Here is an 18,043-nt window from a genome sequence, read left to right on the forward strand (position 1 = left end):
CCACGCCCTATATTTTCTTTCCCTAAACATTCACAAAATCTCGATGGCATAAATAAATAGCTTTTGATAAAATATCATCATAAAGTTAGTTTGAAGGAGCGGAATCGATTGGATAATCAATTTTCTGAACTGTTGCGGTCCGTTATCAAAGAGGAATTAGAGCCGATTAATAGGCAGCTTGTCGAATTAACATCCGAACAGCAACAAATGAAACAAGAGCAAGAACTCATAAGACAAGAGCAAAAAATTATGAAACAAGATCAAGAACTTATCAAACGCGCTGTACTTGAAACCAATGATCGTCTGAAAAATGTGGAAACCATTCTCGAGAATCAGCACAAAATCATCGAGTTGCTTTCCGCCCGCTCCATCCAGCAAGAAGCCGAACTGAAAAGAATCAAGTAGAATATAAATCCGGTGCCCCCATGCATTCGGATTTTTTTTGCAGATATCCGTAATCGAGCAAGTCCCCAAAATTTCCCCTCCATAAAATGGACAACTGTTGCCCGGAAGGCGGCCTCATGCCGGGTTTAACCAGACGTCTGATCCTCCTTGTTGCGCATAATTCCGCCAAGTGCCGGGGCAAATTGCGAAATGGAGCATTTAAAGGATAAAACGGCTGTTTTTAGCCAAACTAAGCGAATAACGCACCGATGCAACAGTGTAACTCGCCGTGCATAACAAGTGACAACAATGGAGGAACAAAGTGCTGATGCTAAAAAACAAACTGGGCGCTGTCTTGGCTTTAGCCTTAACGACCTCTCTTTTATGCCCCTATACAGAGGCTTCCCCCCATGCTCTAGTCAAAGGAAGAAGCTATTATGAAGAGCGCGGGGATATCGTTTGGGAGGTTCCGACACACGAAAAATTTATCGCCTTTACTTTTGACGACGGACCGGACGATCGGCAAACTCTGGAAATTTTGGATATTTTGGATCAAAATCAGGCAAAGGCAACCTTTTTCGTGGTAGGGGAAAGGGTGAAACGTTTTCCTGAAATCGTGCAATTGGAGCTGGCGAAAGGACATGAAATCGGGAACCATTCTTTTCATCACCCATCCTTTCACAACATAACGACAAGCTCCATTATGTCCGAACTAAGCCAGACCCAGCAGGCGGTTTTTGAAGCAACCGGACAAAGACCTGTGCTGTTTCGTCCTCCGGGAGGGCATTATAATGAAAAAATCGTAGAAGCTACGAAAAATAACGGGCTGCAAATGATTCTCTGGTCATGGCACCAAGATACGTTGGACTGGACCTCGCCAGGCGTTTACAAAATCGTACGCAAAGTCGTTAACAATGCCCGCAATGGAGATATCATTCTGATGCATGATTATGTTCACAACAGCAAGCAAACGGCCCAAGCGCTCAAAATCATTTTGCCCGAGCTTAAAAGCCGGGGCTATTCTTTTGTGACGGTTTCCGAACTGCTTAGCCATAAAGTGACCCCCGATCACCACATTAAGGCCAACCACTGAGGGTTCAAAAGAATCCCTCAAGGAAAGGAGTTCGACCATGGATACTAAAACGGGACAAGGCCCCGGCGTCGATCCGATACCGGTGCCGAACCGCCACCCCGCCGCCGCAACCGAGAAACTCGAGGACCTCGTCGGCGCGATTATGAACGAAGGGACGGAAGCATCAGCCGGGGAAGACGGCCGGCAAAAAGAAAAGCGCAAATAGGTTAACGCAAGGACATACGGCAAAAGATTACCAAAAAAGGAGGTTCTCTTCGGGGAGAACCTCCTTTTTTGCTTGTTTACGCCGCAGCGATGCGATTTCGAGAACAACAGGCAAGGCCAGAATACACGAATTAACGGACAAGGATACAATATCCACTGGACCTGTATTAATATACTTACTATACTTTAATATTGACTAAGCTTATAAAATTCAACTACAATGCAGTAGAATCCAACATAGATAGGTGATTACTTATGGAACAACACGTTTACCGTGTTTTATTGTTTTATAAATTCGTGCGTATCGATAATCCCGAGCAATTTACCGCCGAGCATTTGCAGTATTGCAAGGATCTCGGAGTTAAAGGGCGTATCCTGATCGCCTCGGAAGGCATTAACGGTACCTTGTCCGGGACGATAGAACAAACCGAACGCTACATGCGGGATTTGCGGGCCAATCCGTTATTTTCGGATATCGTGTTCAAAATCGATGAAGCGGACGGCCATACGTTCAAAAAAATGTTCGTCCGCCACAAAAAAGAACTGGTCACGTTCCGTTACGGGAAGGAACTGGATCCGAACCGGATAAGCGGCAAACGGCTCTCGCCCGCCGAATTTTACGAGCAGCTGCAAAACGAGGATGTCATCGTCCTCGACGGACGCAACGACTATGAATACGACATCGGCCATTTCCGCGGAGCGATCCGCCCGGAGGTCGAATCTTTCCGCGAATTTCCGGAATGGATTCGGAACAACCTGAGCGGCTATAAGGACAAAAAGGTACTGACGTACTGCACGGGAGGCATCCGCTGCGAGAAGCTGACCGGCTTCCTGCTGAGCGAGGGCTTCAGCGACGTGGCCCAGCTCGAAGGCGGCATCGTCACCTACGGAAAAGATCCTCAGGTGCAAGGCCGCCTGTTCGACGGCAAATGTTACGTGTTCGACGAGCGGATCTCCGTACCGATCAACCGGACCGAGGAGGAAGTCGTCATCGGCCATTGCTATCATTGCGGAACCTCGCACGACCGTTACATCAATTGCCCGGTCTGCAACCTGCAGCACATTTGCTGCGAGGAATGCGAGGCGGAGCACCACGGCTTCTGTTCCGACGCCTGCAAGGAATCGTCCGTGACCGTGAAACACGGCTGACCATTTACCCGAAAGGGAGTGTCTTTGTGAACCAGATCAAGGAGCTTACCACCCGCGAACGGATTCTCCACATGATGAAAACGTCCGGACCGCTCAGCGCCAAAGAAATCACAAGCGAGCTGAAAATAACCGAAATGGCGGTACGCCGCCATCTCGGGACGATGGAGCGGGACGGATTGATCGAATCCAAAATGATCCGGCAAACGCTGGGCCGCCCGACGGCGGTTTACGGCTTGACCGAAATGGCCGAGGGGCTTTTCCCGAAAAAATATCATACGCTCACGCTCGACTTGCTGGAAGAACTTGAGGAGGAAAGCGGCGGGCGCATGGTAGACCGGCTGTTCGAGCGCCGCCGGGACAAATTAAACCGGAAGTACCTGGCCGAGATGGACGGTAAAACGCTTCCGGAAAAGGTGCAAAAGCTGTCGGAAATTCAAAACGACAACGGCTACATGACGGAGCTCGAACGCAACGAAAGCGGCGAATTCGTGCTGATGGAGCATAATTGCCCGATTACGCAAATCGCTTCCCGGTACAACCATGCCTGCGATTGCGAACTGAATCTGTTTGAATCGCTGCTGGACGCCGAAGTCAAGCGTACGGAATGCCTGGCCCAAAACGGCAAAAAATGCGTTTATGTCATTCGTGAGCGGAAGAAGGGTACATCCGGGGAATAACCTTACGGATTGCTCAGCAGCTCCTTCTGCCCGGCATAAGTCCTCCGTTCACTCTCGGGGAATGAGGCTGTCATGATGGCGTAAACCTGATTAAACTGTTGTTCAATCATATTCAAAATCCCCCAATCTTTTTCAGGGCGGGTAAACCCGCGCGTGAAGAAAAAGGCAGCCGTCCGGCTGCCTTTTCTATATATCATAAGCTTTTAATTCATCTTCGATCGCCTGCTTGACCGATTGGACGCACTCTTCCGTCGTTTTGCCGATCACCCTTTTTCCGTTGACCAGGGCATAAGGTCTGAGCCGGCATAATCCGCACAAGCTGAGACATTCCGCCCGCATAACGGCAATCTCGGGATACTCCTGCTCCAGATTTTCCAGATCGAGCGCGCTCATTAGGTTGCTGTCGCAAACTTCGACGATGACGATGCCAAGTCCCATACAGGATCACCCCAAACTTTGCAAATATTGCCCGATCATTCATTATGATCAAAGCGGCTGGGTTTGTCAATGTCAGCAATAGATTTAACATACTTAACATACATTTATGTTGACTAAGTCGAAATAGAGATTTATAATAAGGTTTGTCGGAATGAAACTACATATTATAAGGAGAAAGGAAGGATTTAGCATGGCACATCAATTACCTGCTTTGCCTTACCCCAACAACGCACTGGAACCTCATATCGATGAAACAACGATGATGATTCACCACGATCGTCACCATAATACGTACGTTACGAACCTGAACGCCGCTCTGGAGTCCGCTCCGGAACTGCAATCCAAATCCGTGGAAGAGCTGATTTCCGCTTTGGACAGCGTTCCCGAAAGCATCCGCACCGCAGTTCGCAACAACGGCGGCGGTCATGCCAACCACTCTTTATTCTGGGAAACGATCGGCCCGAACGGCGGCGGCCAACCGTCCGGCAAACTGGCTGAAGCGATCAACAACGAGCTTGGCGGGTTCGACAAATTCAAAGAGGATTTCACCAAAGCGGCTACGACGCGTTTCGGCAGCGGCTGGGCATTCCTCGCGGTAGACGGCAGCGGCAAATTGTCCGTTTACAGCCTGCCGAACCAAGACTCCCCGCTGATGGAAGGCAAAACGCCGATCCTCGGCCTTGACGTATGGGAGCATGCTTACTACCTGAAATATCAAAACAAACGTCCTGACTACATCGCCGCTTTCTTTAACGTCATCAACTGGTCTGCCGTTGAGAAACGTTACGAAGCTGCTGTCGGCAAATAAGAACCGCGCGGGGTATTGAAATCTCTGCGGCAAATCGGAAGGGGTGTCCTAAGAGCCTTTGGCTTACGGGACACCCCTTCTTGCTTTAACCGAATCGCGGACGACCAGCGCCGGCTTCACCTGCCAGCGAACCGCCTCCCTGCTTGTTCCGAACTCCGAGAGCAGCAGCGAAACCGCCGCATCGCACATTTTTTCCTTCTCCACCCGCATCGTCGTCATCCTTAAACTAACCGGGCCGGCGTAATTCAAGTCGTCAAAGCCGGCGATGGACACCTGATCCGGCAGCTTGATCCGCCGCTTCTGAAGTTCCCCGGCAAGAAGATAGGCAATCCGGTCGTTGCCGCAAAAAAAAGCCGACGGCCATGATGCCATATCGTCCAAAAACGCGGAGATCTCCCGGTCCGTGGAGTCATAACCCGCAGATCCGGTTAACGTATGCTCGGGGCGAACGGTCAAACCGTGATCCTGCATCGCCTTCCAATAACCGTATCCCCGTTCCTCATGGCTGGAAGAGAGGTTCATCGGCGCGATCAGCCCGATCTCCCGATGGCCGGAGGCGATCAAATGGGAAACCGCCGCGTACGCCCCTTCCACATTCGCCGACGTCACGGCGGGACACGGTAAATCGCGGTAATACGAATCCATCAGCACCAGAGGAATGTCCATCTCCCAAATCAACCGGGCGTATTCCCGGCCGATGATCCCGAACAAAATGACGCCGCAGTGCGGAATGTCCGCAAATTGCCCCGGCAGCGCCCGCCGCGATTCCATCTCCCCGTCTATGGGGGTTATGATGGCATTAAGGCCTTTTTTGCGCGCGCTTTTCTCCAGGCCCCAAATCATATCGTGAAAAAATTGAAAATGGTCGTTATCCTGATAACTCATGATCCGCTCCGGAACAACGACCAAAATGTTGGCGTTTCCCGCTTCCTTCGCTGCAAATGGGCCGTATGCCATCTCCCTGGCCGCCTGCAGCACCCGGCTCCGCATATCCTCACTGACGCCCTTTTTGTTCATTAGGGCGAGCGATACCGCATTTTTCGAGATTCCCAGCTTGTCGGCGATATCCTGCATCGACACTTTCTTTTTGCGGCCCATTCTTTTCATTCCTTTCGAAACATGATACACTTGACTCGCATATTACTTTACAAAATATAATTTTGTCAAGTTTGTCAAGCCTAATAAGTGAATTACACAAAAGGAGAAAGATAAGATGAGTGAACCGATCTTTTTGCAGCCGATTTTTCAAGAACGCATTTGGGGCGGAACGAAGCTCCGGGAATTGTTCGGCTATGAGATTCCGAACGATCTCACCGGTGAATGCTGGGCGGTTTCGGCGCATCCGAACGGACAAAGCACGGTCAAAAACGGTCCTTATCAGGGAATGAAGCTGGGGGATTTATGGTCGGCCCATCCCGAGCTGTTCCGCTCGGAATCCGCCGTGTTCCCGCTGCTGACGAAGATTCTCGACGCCTCCGACGACCTGTCGGTGCAGGTTCATCCGGATGACGAATATGCCGGCAAACACGAAAACGGCGAGCTCGGCAAAACGGAGTGCTGGTACATTGTCGACGCCGAGCCGGGCGCGGCGATTATTTACGGCCATGAAGCCAAAACGAAGGAACAGCTTGCGGAGATGATCGACAGCGGCGATTGGGACAGGCTGCTGACGAAGGTGCCGGTCAAAGCGGGCGACTTCTTTTACGTGCCAAGCGGTACGATCCACGCCCTGGGCAAAGGCATCGTCGTGCTGGAGACGCAGCAAAGCTCGGACACGACTTATCGCGTATACGATTACGATCGCAAGGACAAAAACGGCAACACCCGGGAACTTCACCTGGAAAAAGCCGTCGACGTGACGACCGTGCCCCAAGCTTATCAGCCGACCACATACGACACCACTAAACAGGAAGGACTTACGGTAACCTCCTTCGTTTCCAACGCGTTTTTCACGGTGCAAAAATGGGAGGTGGCCGGCGACGCTTCCCTCTCAGGGAACGAGAAATATACGATCTTCAGCGTGCTTGAAGGCAGCGGCTCGCTCACGGCAGGCGATCAAACCTATCGCTTGGCGAAAGGAGAGCATTTTATCCTTCCGGCCGGATTTGGTCCGTACCGTTTAGGCGGAGAACTGCAACTCATCATGTCACACGAATAATCCGCACATACACAAAAGGGACAGTGCTTATTCCAGATAGGAAGGCTCCGTCCCTTTTTGATTTTCGCTGAAACCGTTACTTTTGCAAATAACGTTCCCGGATCATGTTTAGATGATGTTGGGCATGGCCGGCAATCACGTACGCCAGCGCCCTCGCCGATATCGTTACCCCGCTGGCGTTGCCTTGGCGCAGCCAAGCTTCGTCATCCAGTTGGCGGATTAGCGACAGCGTGGATTCGCGTACGACGGAAAAATCATGCAGCAACGCGGAAACGGTCTGCCGGCCAAAAGTCGAATGGCTAACGAACAGTTCCTCGTCAAATCCCGGAAGCGGCGTCGTATCACCGCGCGATATCCTAAGCAGCCGGTAGCTCATCACCCGTTCCGTATCGCTGATATGGCCCAGCACTTCCTTCAGGCTCCATTTGCCTTCCGCGTAACGGTAATTCCCCTGTTCTTCGGTTAAGGAACCCCATTCTTCCTTAGCGAGCGCGGGCTGCGTCTGAAGCAGCTCCAGCAGATCGCCTTCCGGCACCTTACCGATATATACGGCAAAATGCTCCGCGTATTCCCCCGCTTGCGGTCTCGTTAACATCATCATTCCTCCTCGCTTTTTCGTTTCATTTAATCTTCCCACAGCTCATCCATCAGCGACTTGATTTCTTTGCTGCGGGAGGCGGTTTGCTCCCGGTTCGCCACCCATTTCCCGCCGCTCCATTCCACGACATCCCCCGGTTTGACGCCGGGATCGACAAGCTTGCGCGGAACGTCCCGGGTCACTCCGTCACTTTCAATAATACAAAATTCTCCTTCAAAACGGTCCACAACATGCAGCATGCTTGCTCACCTTTCCGTGAGGATTTGTAGCTCCCGCCCGTCGGAATCGATCTCCACGGTCCCCTGAAGATCGTTGCGGTACACTTGAATCCGCTGTTTGGCCAGCCGGTCAAGCACCGTTTTGGTCGGGTGCCCGTATGAATTGTCTCCCACCTGAATCACCGCGTATTCCGGCCGAACCTGATCGAGAAAACGCGGCGAGGTGGACGATTTGGAGCCATGGTGCCCCACCAGCAAAACATCGGCGCGAAGGTCGGCCCCCGACTCGATCATCGCTTCCTCGCTTTCCCGCTCCGCATCTCCCGTCAGCAAAAAAGAAGTATCGCCGTAGGTCACCTTTACAACCGCGCTCATATTGTTTTTGTCATCCGTCGTCGCAACGGGTGCGATCATGTCTACGCTGACTTGTTCATCCCAATCCAGCGAAAGCCCGGCCTTGGCGGTTTTCACTTTAAGCCCTTTCCCGCGGATCGCCCGCAGCAAAGATTCAAAGGTTTTCGTGTTGGAGGAAATTTTCGGCATATAGATCTGGCCGACGTCAACATTCTCGATAACGCGGTCCAAACCGCCGATATGATCCGCGTCCGGATGGGTGCCGATGACGATATCCAGCCGGGTGACGCCGTATTCCCGCAAATAATCGAGCATGTGCTGCTCCTCGCTGTTATTTCCGGCATCGATCAACATCGTTTCGCCGGACGGGCTAATCAGCAGCTGCGAAGCCCCTTGCCCCACATCCAGAAAAATAACCCGCAGCGAATGGCCGGAATCACCGTCAGCGGTAGAATGAAGCGCCTTCTTGTTCGGCTGTCCCGCCGTTCCGGCCAGCTCAAATCCGTTTAACGCACAGCCGGAAAGCAAAGCGCAAATCACGCCGAGGCATATCAAAGCGCTAAATGCCCTGACCATTTCGCCGCCAAAGAAGCTTTTCTTACGTTGCGTTAATAATCTTTTAAGTCTGATCATCGATGTCGTCCTTTTCTCTTCAGCCTAGAAGCAGTATGTAAAGTTCATCAGAACATTTGTTCCAATTATACGTTATTGCGCAACCCGAAATCAATCTAAAAATGAATAATTTTAATAAAAAAGAGACCGCCCTGCATCAGCCATGCAAGGCGGTCTCTCGCTATTGCACTAATCCAAATTATTTCTTGGCTTTCTCGACTTTAACGGATACGGAAACCGTTGCCGTTTTGCCGCCATACTTTGCTTTGATCGAAGAGCTGCCTTTGGCCACGGCTTCGATCTTCCCGGCCGTCACTTTGGCGACGGAAGGCTTGGAGCTGGTCCAGGTTGCGCTTGAGGTGACTACAACCGTTTCACCCGTATCGTATTCCGCGGTGACAACAACCGATTTCACCGCTCCCGGGGACAATGCCAGCCGCTTCTCGTCCACGTAAAGCTTCTTCAGCTTCGGTACGACGTTAACTTTAACGCTGACATCATTACCTTGGTAAGAGGCGGTCAACGTTGCCGTACCGACAGCGGCCGCTTTTACCGAACTGCTGGGGATCGTGGCCACTTTTTCGTCCGAAGATTTCCAGTCCATTTTGCTCGTCAGGTTGATCTTCTTGCCGTCCGTATAATAGCCCGTTACTTTAATCGATTTCGATTTTTTCAAGTTCAATTCGATCGATTGCGGCTCAACCACGATTTTGGAAATCTTCTTCTCGATCGTTACCGGAATACTGATCGTTTTGTTGGAATAAGTTCCTTTTAACGTAGCCGTTCCTTTCGTCAAGCCTTTGATTTTCTTTCCGCTGCCCGCCGTTTTGAGCACCGCGTTTGTCCCCGTCACGCTCCAGTCGATTTCGGACGGATCGACCACTTCTTCCCCGTTCTCAAAAACGGCCGTTATCTTCGGCAGGCTTGATTCCTCGCCCATCACAATGCTCATCTTCTCTTCTTCCGAAATCAGCGTGAGCACTTTTTCCTTCACTGTAACCTTGACGGCGACTACGCTATCCTGCGTTCCCCGGATTGGGAATGCCGCGTTCGGAGTTAAGCCCGATCCGATATCCTCGAGTTTGCCCGTAATCGTAGCCGTTGTGGACAGCTTCAAATCATTGCTGTCTTTGGCGACGATCTTACCGTCTTCAATGGTTACGACTTCTTCATTGTCGGAAGACCAGACGATTTTATTGTTGAAATTCACTTTGTCACCATCGACCTTCGTCGCCTTCACGTCTGGCAAGCTCGCGGATTCTCCCCGCAGCAGCTCCATTTCGGTCTTCTCGGCTTCCAACTTGGTGATGGTCGGATGAACCGTTACCGTCAAGCTTTTGCTGATGCCTTGATATTTTGCTTTAATCGTGGCCGTACCGGCCGACTTGGCCGTAACCCGACCATTGTCGTCCACGGTGGCGATCAATTTATTGGATGATCTCCACTCAGCTGAACTGCCGACGTCCGTCGTTTCGTTGGCCGCTACCCTTACTCCAGCGCTTATCTGCAGCGTTTCGCCGACAAACAGCAGCGGATCGGACGAAGGGGTGAGCAAGATCGCTTCATACGGCGCCCGCACATAAATGTCTACGCTGACCGTTTTTCCCATGTAGCTTGCCGTAATTGTCGTTTTGCCCATAGAAATGATCTCGACGGTGCCATCGTCAACGGTGGCCACGCTCGTGTCCGAGGAGGTCCAGGTCGCTTTCTTCGATACATCAGTAGCAGACTTATCGCTGGCCGGCACCGTTTTCGCCAACAACTCGATTTTGCTGTCGGCAAGAATCAATTCCAGATCTTCGTTTTCCCCGATTTCGGTTCCACCCGCAGCCCGATACAGCTTCAGGCCGGCATAAGGGGAACTTACCGTCGCTTCGAAGGAAGCGGTCATGCCGGAATACTGCGCCTTGATCGTCGCTTTCCCTTCGCCAACGATCTTAATAACGCCTTTCTCGATGGTTAGCACGCTCGAATTGGAGGAACTCCAATCCGCATCTTCGGTCACATCCTTCGGATCGACGGCACTGTTGCCGTTAAGCGCCAGCGCTTTAACCTTGAGATCGTCCCCGTCGCTGTCCAGGCTGTATTTCCCACCCTGTTTATATTCCAGCGATAATTTCGAATATGTATCTACCGCTTTAATCGTAATCATCGAAACGGAGCCCTGATAGCTGGCTTGAATGATCGATGTCCCGCTCTTGAACGGAGTTACCATCCCATTGTTCAAGCTCAGGATATTTTCCGAAGATGTCCAGGTGACCACTCCGGTTACATCTTTTTTGGTCGTCGAGCCCTCGATCGAAGCCCATACCTTCAGCTGCTTGGAACTTCCAACTTTGAGCTCGATCGTCGTATTCTCCCCGTCAATGGAGATTGCGCTGACATCGCCGGTGGCTGCAAAAACTCCGGTCGGAAACACCACGGCAAGGAGCAGCGCCAAAACGAGGAACCACTTCGTCATCTTCCTTTTAACAACCATGCATTTCTCTCCTTTTAGTCTTGTTCTGCGGATAAAGGAACCATTTTCCAGGCCTATGTATTTATATCGACATTTGGTAGATATTTCGTAACGTTTTTCAGCAAAAATAAGCCCTTTGACCTATTAAAAAAATGAGTGTTTTACCCAATACGACAAAATTCGACGATCATACGAATAAGAACGGCCTTCTCATATGAAAAAACAGCCCCTCCTCCACGAAAAATGAACTGCTTTTTACGCGCCAAGCCAACAAAAAAACGCACGGTATCCGCACTGCCTGCGAAAGTCCTGCGTTTCTTTATGCAACCATGCCGAGGACGGGAATCGAACCCGTACGGGTGTCACCACCCCCAGGATTTTAAGTCCTGTGCGTCTGCCTATTCCGCCACCCCGGCGAATATGTCGACGTGTCAGCTCACGTCATCCTGAAAAACCCGCATATCAAATTATAAACAGATTTCGGAATAAATTCAACATGTTGCGCCTTTCGGCCGATAAAACAATTATAAGAAGATTTATGGCAAGTTAAATTTGATAGATTTCCAGCCATCATCACAAGAGGAAGGTGTATGTATGCATGAACTGAAAATCGCCGTCACGCTGGGTCACCAGGTCGTCGTAAAACTAGAAAGCGGACAAATAATGACCGGTTTGCCGAAATGGGGATCGGCTCCCGACAGGGTTCAACTCCGCACCATCGAAGGGGCCGTCTGGGTCAAGCTGAACGAAATTTCGCACGTTACCCGGATTATTCCGTTTGAAAGATAATCTCGTTTCGTCAACTCCAGCCCACCCTGCAATATATTTTTTAACTAATATTTTATTGGCTTTCGACATTTTTTTGCAAATGTTTCTCTTCTTCAAGGGAGGATTTACAAATTCAGACATAGAATGTATTACTACCACTTTAGCCTGGTGCGGAACAGATATAAAGTGGGATTCCGCATGACGGTCGCCAGTGCACAGCGGACGTATTACATAGATATTTAAATACTAGGAGTTGTTCGCTTTGGAGCTGATTCTAAAAATTGAAGAACTCCGGTTGGAATTAAACAAGCTTGCTGCGTGCAAACGTCTGGCCGACCGGGAGCTCGTTTTGGTAAGTCAACGACTGGACGAGCTGTTGAACGAATATCATCGTTTGATCTTAGAACAGCAAAGCAAATGATTCAGGGGGAGTCGCTTTGGCGGCTCCCTTTATTTTTCTTTTTTTCATAAAAACGCAAAAAAACACCGCCTAGCCTACAGACGGCCGAAGCGATGTTGTTAGTCTCGTATCAATGGTACATTACAGTTCTTTGGTCATAAAAACGCTGTTCGGATCCTCTTTGTAATCCGCAAACGGACTGCAGTATTCAAACCCGAAGCTTTCATACAAGTTTCTGGCCGGCTTAAAAGCGTCCATCGAGCCCGTCTCCAGGCTTAACCGCCGGTACCCTCTCCGTCTGGCCTCTTCCACGATATGGGCCAGCAAGGCCCTGGCCACGCCTTTGCGCCGATGGGATGAGGCCGTCCGCATCGATTTTATTTCGCCATGCTCCCGGTCAAGCTCCTTCAACGCGCCACAGCCCGCTAATATCCCTTGCTCCCATGCGCTCCAGAACGTAATTTCCGGCTTTTTCAGGCCCTCCAGATCAAGAGCGTGAATGCTTTCCGGAGGCGAGGTTTCCGCCATGTTCACCAGGTGCTCCCCGATCAACGCCCTAATTTCCGGACCGTTTAAATCGTCCAATTGAATCTCCAATGATTTCATCTCTCCCACCCATTTACGATAGATTAGTTTTATAGGATATATACTAGCATTAGAGCGCCCATTCAAGTCAATTGCCGAGTTTTAGACCTGTGCTCTTTTCTCGCCTTTTCAAAATTGGATGGCTACCTGTTTCTCCCCTTCGCGAAGATTCATATTTTTAAGGTATCACGAAAGGGGATGGTATCATTTGAAAATTTCCAAAGCATTGTGCGATCGTCTCGCGAAAATCCTGGGCGGAACCGGGATGTCCGACGGTAAAAGCTGCTCCATTATGGTCCAAAGAAACCTTCATGCCAAAATCCTCGGAAGAAACTACGAAACCGAACATGAAATCACCATTCAATCGCTTAAAAATGGAACGACTTTGAACACGGGGGAAATCACCCTTTTGCAGTCCGAAGTCCAACGATTCGTCAATGCGGCCCGTAAACGCAATTTTAAAGTCACCGCCATACACAACCACTGGTTGTTTGAAAAGCCAAGATTGATCTATCTTCACCTTGAAACCATCGAAAATCCTATCGTTTTCGCCAAAAAATTAAGATCCGCCCTGAACGTTCTGAAAAAATAAGGCTAAAAAAAGCAAAAACCCCTTGCCTGGCAAGGGGTTTCACATTTATGGGCCCTACAGGACTCGAACCTGTGACCAATCGGTTATGAGCCGACCGCTCTAACCAACTGAGCTAAGGGCCCGAACCACATCAATTGCGGGGGCAGGATTTGAACCTGCGGCCTTCGGGTTATGAGCCCGACGAGCTACCGGGCTGCTCCACCCCGCGTCATTAAAATAGCGACTTAATTAATATACAATATAAGTCATGCGAATGTCAAGGGGGGATGGGAGGAAAAAACCGCCCATCATCCCCTTATTTCCACATTCAATCTCCGCCCTGGGGCTCTTTCTTAAATTTGGCCAGTATTTCATTTCCCGCCTGTTCCCATTCCGCCAGCGCTTCTTTTGGCGTCGTTTGGCTGTCCGCGACTTTCTCGAAAAAAGTCTCGCCCGACATCTCCACTTCCCAAAACAGCTTCGAAAGCTCGAGGCTAGACAGCAGGGGCTCATCCGAAACGGACGGGGGAACCGGCTTCCGAGCGGAAAAGGCCTCAATATGATAGTCCAGTCCGCCTTGGGGACGGATATATTTCTTCCGGGCGACGAGTTCGGAGCCGCTATGCGATCTGATCTTGGCGTAATCATCGCCGTTTAGAAATTTGACAAATTCCCAGGCGTCCTCTACATTTGGAGCGGCGTTGTTAATCGCCGTAAGATTGTTTAACTTGATGCCGCCGGTTTCCGGCGCCTCCGGATGCATTGGAAAGGCCGCTACGTCCCAGTCTATAGAAGAACCGTTATTCTTCTTGGCATATTCAATCGCGTCGTTCAATTGGCCCACATAACTGTAATCGGCCACCAGCATGGCCGTATCGCCCGAGATAAAGAGGTCTGTATCATATGTAGGCGTCTGTTCAATATACTGACCTTTGTAACCTCCAAATAACACCTTATCGGCCACCAGCCCACTGATGGTGGTCAAGACCTTTTCCCATTGCGGCGAATTAACGGCCATCTTCCCTGTCTGCTCATCAACGAGCTTGAGTTGAAGCGGGGCGACGTAATCCGAAACCATATAATTAAACGGCCCTAGGCCGTCGCGCCATTGCGTAAAGGATAAGCCGTAAATCCGATCCTGCCCCTCACCTCTAGCCGCGCGGCGGGCAAGGTTAAACACCTCATCCCAAGTCATATTGTCGGTCGGCGGTTCCACCCCGGCTTCCTGAAAAATTTTCTTATTATAAAACAGCGCCGAAGCCGTAAACGTCGGACTTAATCCGTAAATGTGCTGGTCTCCAATAGCCTTGGCTCCTTCCAACACAGCGGGAACGATGCCGGAGGTATCGAATTTATCCTTTTGAATGAGCGGATCCAGCGGTTTAACCAGGTTTTCCCGCACCAATCTCGTCAGAACCTCGTCGCTTACGATGACCACATCGACCGGGTTGTCGCCGGTCATGATTTTTTTCAGATTTTTCATAATATCTTGGTCTTCTTCCTGCTTCGCATTTCTTCCATAGGAACCTCCATAAATGGCCGGAACAAGTTCTATGGTAAGGCTGGGATGGGTCACCTCAAAGGCATCCACATATGCTTGCCGGAAATTTGCTTCATTCCCGCTTCCGTACACCATCCCGATTCGCAACACCCTCTCTTCATCGTAGGCGGGCCTGGCCGAAGTGCAGCCCACGGAAAGAGATGCGATCAGACTTAACATGGCTATAACAGCCCATAACCTTTTTCCCCAAAAACTGCTATTCAATTGCAAATTCCTCTCCCTTATCATCAGCTTTGTCTGGCAAAAATCCGCTCCTATTCACTATAACGCGCGCTAGGGCCACTTTTGTGACAGGTGTAATCAGGGGATAAAACGGACGCCGTATTTTCCTTTCCGAGAGCGGAAAATTTCAATTTCGCGCATGTCGTCGAAGCCGTAAATCCAGCCGTCCTGCTCGAGCCTGCGGGCCAGGCAACCGGCTTGAAACTTCGTTCTGTACAACTTATTGAAGTATACCCAACGCATGGCTTGTCAGTTCATCCTTTCGTTATTTCATAAAACTTCTCCCTGCCTTTAGATTGCCCAGGAGCGGCCAAAAAAAGCCGCCGGGATCGTTCCCGGCAGCTGCTTTTGGGTTTAGTAAATTTTGTTTACACGCCTGCTTAATATTTGACTCCGGAAGTTCCGCTTTCGTTCGGGACGAACGGAGTCCCGTCTTCCTGGAATTGGGTTTTCGGGTTGTTTTTGATTTCCAGCAACATCTTGTTGCCCTTTTCTTCCCATTCCTTGAGCGCTTCCTCCGGCGTTTTTTTGTTCTCCAGCACTTCCTGATAGTAATTGCGCCCGATGTTGGTTACGCTGTACAGGCCCGGTTTTTCGGCGGACATTTTGTCGTCTTTCGGGTCCGTCGGCGGCGTAGGCTTGAGCAAATAAAACGCCTGAATATTGTAATCCAATCCTTGTTTCGGCTCAATAAACGACTTGCGCGCCACCATCTCGTAAGAATTGCTGCGGGATTTTAGTTTCGCCCAATCCGGACTGTTGATGAATTTGATAAAATCCCAGGCGGTCTCCGGATTCGGCGCCGCACTGTTGATGGCAAACGTGCTGCCTAGCCAAATATTTCCCCCGACATCCGGTTTTTCGGAATGCACCGGCACCGTGACGATATCCCAATCGACCGCTTTGAAGTTTTTGATTTTGCCGGCATTGTTGTTCGCATCGGCAATCTCGCTGATATAATAGTTATCCCCGATCGTCATCGCGACTTTGCCGGACAGGAACAAATCGCCGCTGATCGGCGTCCATTGGTCCATGGCTCCATCCGACATGCCCGCCGATGAGTCCGGAATGATTTTATCCTTGACCAGTTTCGACATCGTTTCCCAGACTTTGATCCATTGGGGCGAATTAACCGTCATCATTTCCGCTTTATCGTCATACGTTTTGAGCTGCAGGGCGTTTAGGTAGTTGCTCTGCATATCGAAAAACGGATCGCTGCCTTGGTAGCGGCTGAAAGCAAATCCGTAGACCCGGTCTTTTCCTTCCCCTTTGGCAACGCGGCGAGCCAAATTAAAAACGTCATCCCACGTCATCTTGTCCGTCGGAGGTTCGACGCCGGCGTCGGCAAATATCTTTTTGTTATAAAAAAGCGCCGATGAAGTGAAGGATGGAGTTAAAGCGTACAGTTTCCCGTCCCCTAAATCCTTGATGCCTTCAATCACCGCAGGCACGTAATCCGCAGTGTCGAATTTATCTTCCTGAATCATCGGGTCCAGTTGCTTGACCATGTTCTCCTGGATCAATTGGTTCAGCACGCTCGTATCCGTAACAACGATGTCGACCGGATTGCCGCCGGTCATAATCTTTTTTATGCTGTCCAGGTAATCCGGCGGTTGATACTCTTCCGTGCCGTCGGAATAGCGGTATTGGCTTTGATCGACGGCCGGAACGATCTCGATCCGGACTTTCTGATGCGTAAATTCATAGACATCGGTATATTGCTGGCGGAAATACGAATCATCGTACCCCCCGTACAGCACACCGATCCGCAGTACCTTCTCCTGCTCTTTGTCGACGGCTTTGCCTCCGCTGCAGCCCGCAAGCAATCCCAGCGCAAGCGTTGCGGTCAGCAGCGCCGTCGTAATTTTACGAAAACTCCCTCTCCTCATGCTCATTTTACCCCATCCCCCTCTAAGGCTTTTGGCGCCGTAATAATGATTTTTTCTCCGTCAAACTCCATGCTGGCCCGTCCGCCGATACCGACGGCTTCCAGATATTCTTTCGGCACCTGAAGACGACCGACGCGGTCGACCACCACAAACGCTTCGTGCACCTCCTGCAGTCCTCCGCCCAAGCCCTCCGCTGCGGCCAGATCAAGGTTAGGATTCCGCTTCACAAACTCGGTGCTCGTTAAACCGTCGCGGATCGCCACGACGCGGTCCACTTTGCCCGCCAGCGTCAAATCATGCGTAACGATGACGACCGTGATGCCGATATCCCGGTTGACCTGGCGAAAAATCTGCATGATTTGATCGGATGTCGCCGTATCGACCGATCCGGTCGGTTCGTCGGCAAGCAGCAGTTTCGGACGGTTCGAAAGCGAGATGGCGATCGCCACCCGCTGCTGCTCCCCGCCGGATAGCTGGTGGAGCTTGTTGTGCATCCGGTGCTTGAGTCCAACCCGCTCCAGCAGTTCCTTGGCATAATTGCTGTCCAGCTTGCCGGTCAGCAGCATCGGCATCTCGACGTTCTCCAGCGCCGTTAAATAAGGCAATAGGTTGCGCGCGTTGTTTTGCCATACGAAACCTACCGTGCTGCGCTTATATTCCACCAGTTGATCGTCGCGAATCTTCAGCAGATCCCAGCCGCCGACGGACACCTGACCGGCCGAAGGCCGGTCAAGGCCGCCCAGAATGTTCAGCAGGGTTGATTTGCCGCTGCCGCTGTTCCCGATTATGGCCATCATTTCGCCTTGCTCCACGGTTAGATTAAGACCCTGAAGCGCTACGACTTCGATGTCCTCGGACTTGAAAATTTTGACCAATCCTTCGCAGTGTATCATCGG

General features: G+C 50.8%; 22 protein-coding genes and 3 tRNA genes. 10 read left to right on the top strand and 15 right to left on the bottom strand.

Annotation, left to right across the window (positions count from 1 at the left end; translation table 11 throughout):
- Positions 1 to 108: 108 nt before the first annotated feature.
- The 5 genes from NYE69_RS24070 (at position 109) to NYE69_RS24090 (ending at position 3,507) form a co-directional block, all read left to right on the top strand.
- Positions 109 to 405, top strand: a complete 297-nt coding sequence (locus NYE69_RS24070; RefSeq protein WP_036621479.1) for a hypothetical protein — start codon at positions 109 to 111, stop codon at positions 403 to 405.
- 307 nt (positions 406 to 712) lie between these two features.
- On the top strand, positions 713 to 1,477 hold the full coding sequence (locus NYE69_RS24075; RefSeq protein WP_316561267.1) for a polysaccharide deacetylase family protein: 765 nt from the start codon (positions 713 to 715) through the stop codon (positions 1,475 to 1,477).
- A gap of 37 nt (positions 1,478 to 1,514) precedes the next feature.
- Entirely contained in the window at positions 1,515 to 1,682 is a 168-nt protein-coding gene (locus tag NYE69_RS24080; RefSeq protein ID WP_316561265.1) for a hypothetical protein, read from the top strand.
- A 254-nt stretch (positions 1,683 to 1,936) separates the two neighbouring features.
- The gene (gene trhO / locus NYE69_RS24085; protein ID WP_316561264.1) at positions 1,937 to 2,830 is read left to right on the top strand and encodes an oxygen-dependent tRNA uridine(34) hydroxylase TrhO; all 894 of its coding nucleotides are present in this window, start codon (positions 1,937 to 1,939) and stop codon (positions 2,828 to 2,830) included.
- 26 nt (positions 2,831 to 2,856) lie between these two features.
- Entirely contained in the window at positions 2,857 to 3,507 is a 651-nt protein-coding gene (locus NYE69_RS24090; protein ID WP_316561263.1) for a helix-turn-helix transcriptional regulator, read from the top strand.
- Between the two features lie 2 nt (positions 3,508 to 3,509).
- Here NYE69_RS24090 and NYE69_RS24095 read toward each other — a convergent pair whose 3' ends face one another.
- Together NYE69_RS24095 and NYE69_RS24100 are read right to left on the bottom strand one after the other, a co-directional pair.
- Entirely contained in the window at positions 3,510 to 3,704 is a 195-nt protein-coding gene (locus tag NYE69_RS24095) for a hypothetical protein (protein ID WP_340928196.1), read from the bottom strand.
- The gene (locus tag NYE69_RS24100; protein ID WP_036621471.1) at positions 3,694 to 3,945 is read right to left on the bottom strand and encodes a DUF1450 domain-containing protein; all 252 of its coding nucleotides are present in this window, start codon (positions 3,943 to 3,945) and stop codon (positions 3,694 to 3,696) included. The genes NYE69_RS24095 and NYE69_RS24100 overlap by 11 nt, the downstream gene beginning before the upstream one ends.
- 190 nt (positions 3,946 to 4,135) lie before the next feature.
- On the opposite strand from NYE69_RS24100, the gene NYE69_RS24105 reads away from it, so the two are divergent.
- Positions 4,136 to 4,753: a superoxide dismutase gene (locus tag NYE69_RS24105; protein WP_036621469.1), complete on the top strand. Its 618-nt coding sequence runs from the start codon at positions 4,136 to 4,138 to the stop codon at positions 4,751 to 4,753.
- A 63-nt stretch (positions 4,754 to 4,816) separates the two neighbouring features.
- Here the strand turns inward: NYE69_RS24105 and NYE69_RS24110 are convergent, their stop codons facing one another.
- The gene (locus NYE69_RS24110) at positions 4,817 to 5,851 is read right to left on the bottom strand and encodes a substrate-binding domain-containing protein (RefSeq protein WP_316561262.1); all 1,035 of its coding nucleotides are present in this window, start codon (positions 5,849 to 5,851) and stop codon (positions 4,817 to 4,819) included.
- 115 nt (positions 5,852 to 5,966) lie between these two features.
- On the opposite strand from NYE69_RS24110, the gene manA reads away from it, so the two are divergent.
- Positions 5,967 to 6,911: a mannose-6-phosphate isomerase, class I gene (manA, locus tag NYE69_RS24115; protein WP_340928199.1), complete on the top strand. Its 945-nt coding sequence runs from the start codon at positions 5,967 to 5,969 to the stop codon at positions 6,909 to 6,911.
- Positions 6,912 to 6,987: 76 nt separating this feature from the next.
- On the opposite strand, the gene NYE69_RS24120 is transcribed toward manA, so the two are convergent.
- The 5 genes from NYE69_RS24120 to NYE69_RS24140 form a co-directional block, all read right to left on the bottom strand.
- Positions 6,988 to 7,506, bottom strand: a complete 519-nt coding sequence (locus tag NYE69_RS24120; protein ID WP_340928201.1) for a DinB family protein — start codon at positions 7,504 to 7,506, stop codon at positions 6,988 to 6,990.
- Between the two features lie 29 nt (positions 7,507 to 7,535).
- Positions 7,536 to 7,748, bottom strand: a complete 213-nt coding sequence (locus NYE69_RS24125; protein WP_036621462.1) for a DUF3006 domain-containing protein — start codon at positions 7,746 to 7,748, stop codon at positions 7,536 to 7,538.
- Positions 7,749 to 7,754: 6 nt separating this feature from the next.
- On the bottom strand, positions 7,755 to 8,714 hold the full coding sequence (locus NYE69_RS24130; RefSeq protein WP_340928202.1) for a ComEC/Rec2 family competence protein: 960 nt from the start codon (positions 8,712 to 8,714) through the stop codon (positions 7,755 to 7,757).
- A 178-nt stretch (positions 8,715 to 8,892) separates the two neighbouring features.
- Positions 8,893 to 11,172, bottom strand: coding sequence for an Ig-like domain-containing protein (locus tag NYE69_RS24135; protein WP_340928203.1), 2,280 nt, complete (start codon positions 11,170 to 11,172; stop codon positions 8,893 to 8,895).
- Positions 11,173 to 11,481: 309 nt separating this feature from the next.
- A tRNA-Leu gene (locus NYE69_RS24140) sits at positions 11,482 to 11,567 on the bottom strand.
- Positions 11,568 to 11,745: 178 nt separating this feature from the next.
- Between NYE69_RS24140 and NYE69_RS24145 the strand changes: the two genes are divergently transcribed.
- Positions 11,746 to 11,940 carry a hypothetical protein gene (locus NYE69_RS24145; RefSeq protein WP_036621460.1) on the top strand — a complete coding sequence of 65 codons (195 nt, stop codon included), beginning with the start codon at positions 11,746 to 11,748 and terminating at the stop codon, positions 11,938 to 11,940.
- A 241-nt stretch (positions 11,941 to 12,181) separates the two neighbouring features.
- Positions 12,182 to 12,340 (top strand): aspartyl-phosphate phosphatase Spo0E family protein, encoded by a 159-nt coding sequence (locus tag NYE69_RS24150; RefSeq protein WP_036621459.1) that lies wholly within the window; start codon positions 12,182 to 12,184, stop codon positions 12,338 to 12,340.
- A 120-nt stretch (positions 12,341 to 12,460) separates the two neighbouring features.
- On the opposite strand, the gene NYE69_RS24155 is transcribed toward NYE69_RS24150, so the two are convergent.
- Positions 12,461 to 12,916 (bottom strand): GNAT family N-acetyltransferase, encoded by a 456-nt coding sequence (locus tag NYE69_RS24155; RefSeq protein WP_270618716.1) that lies wholly within the window; start codon positions 12,914 to 12,916, stop codon positions 12,461 to 12,463.
- A gap of 196 nt (positions 12,917 to 13,112) precedes the next feature.
- On the opposite strand from NYE69_RS24155, the gene NYE69_RS24160 reads away from it, so the two are divergent.
- The gene (locus NYE69_RS24160) at positions 13,113 to 13,496 is read left to right on the top strand and encodes a DUF1259 domain-containing protein (RefSeq protein ID WP_328270185.1); all 384 of its coding nucleotides are present in this window, start codon (positions 13,113 to 13,115) and stop codon (positions 13,494 to 13,496) included.
- Positions 13,497 to 13,544: 48 nt separating this feature from the next.
- Here NYE69_RS24160 and NYE69_RS24165 read toward each other — a convergent pair.
- The 6 genes from NYE69_RS24165 to NYE69_RS24190 all read right to left on the bottom strand — a co-directional run bounded on the left by NYE69_RS24165 (position 13,545) and on the right by NYE69_RS24190 (position 18,040).
- Positions 13,545 to 13,618 (bottom strand) — tRNA-Ile (locus NYE69_RS24165).
- Positions 13,619 to 13,630: 12 nt separating this feature from the next.
- Positions 13,631 to 13,704 (bottom strand) — tRNA-Met (locus tag NYE69_RS24170).
- Between the two features lie 99 nt (positions 13,705 to 13,803).
- Entirely contained in the window at positions 13,804 to 15,240 is a 1,437-nt protein-coding gene (locus NYE69_RS24175; RefSeq protein ID WP_340928204.1) for an ABC transporter substrate-binding protein, read from the bottom strand.
- Positions 15,241 to 15,336: 96 nt separating this feature from the next.
- Complete coding sequence (locus NYE69_RS24180; RefSeq protein ID WP_170180026.1) at positions 15,337 to 15,501, bottom strand: hypothetical protein; 165 nt, start codon at positions 15,499 to 15,501, stop codon at positions 15,337 to 15,339.
- A gap of 137 nt (positions 15,502 to 15,638) precedes the next feature.
- Positions 15,639 to 17,153 carry an ABC transporter substrate-binding protein gene (locus NYE69_RS24185; protein WP_340928206.1) on the bottom strand — a complete coding sequence of 505 codons (1,515 nt, stop codon included), beginning with the start codon at positions 17,151 to 17,153 and terminating at the stop codon, positions 15,639 to 15,641.
- Entirely contained in the window at positions 17,150 to 18,040 is an 891-nt protein-coding gene (locus NYE69_RS24190; protein ID WP_340928208.1) for an ABC transporter ATP-binding protein, read from the bottom strand. The genes NYE69_RS24185 and NYE69_RS24190 overlap by 4 nt, the downstream gene beginning before the upstream one ends.
- Positions 18,041 to 18,043 lie beyond the last annotated feature (3 nt).

The organism is Paenibacillus sp. FSL R5-0527, from assembly GCF_038008055.1.
Lineage (GTDB): Bacteria > Bacillota > Bacilli > Paenibacillales > Paenibacillaceae > Fontibacillus > Fontibacillus macerans.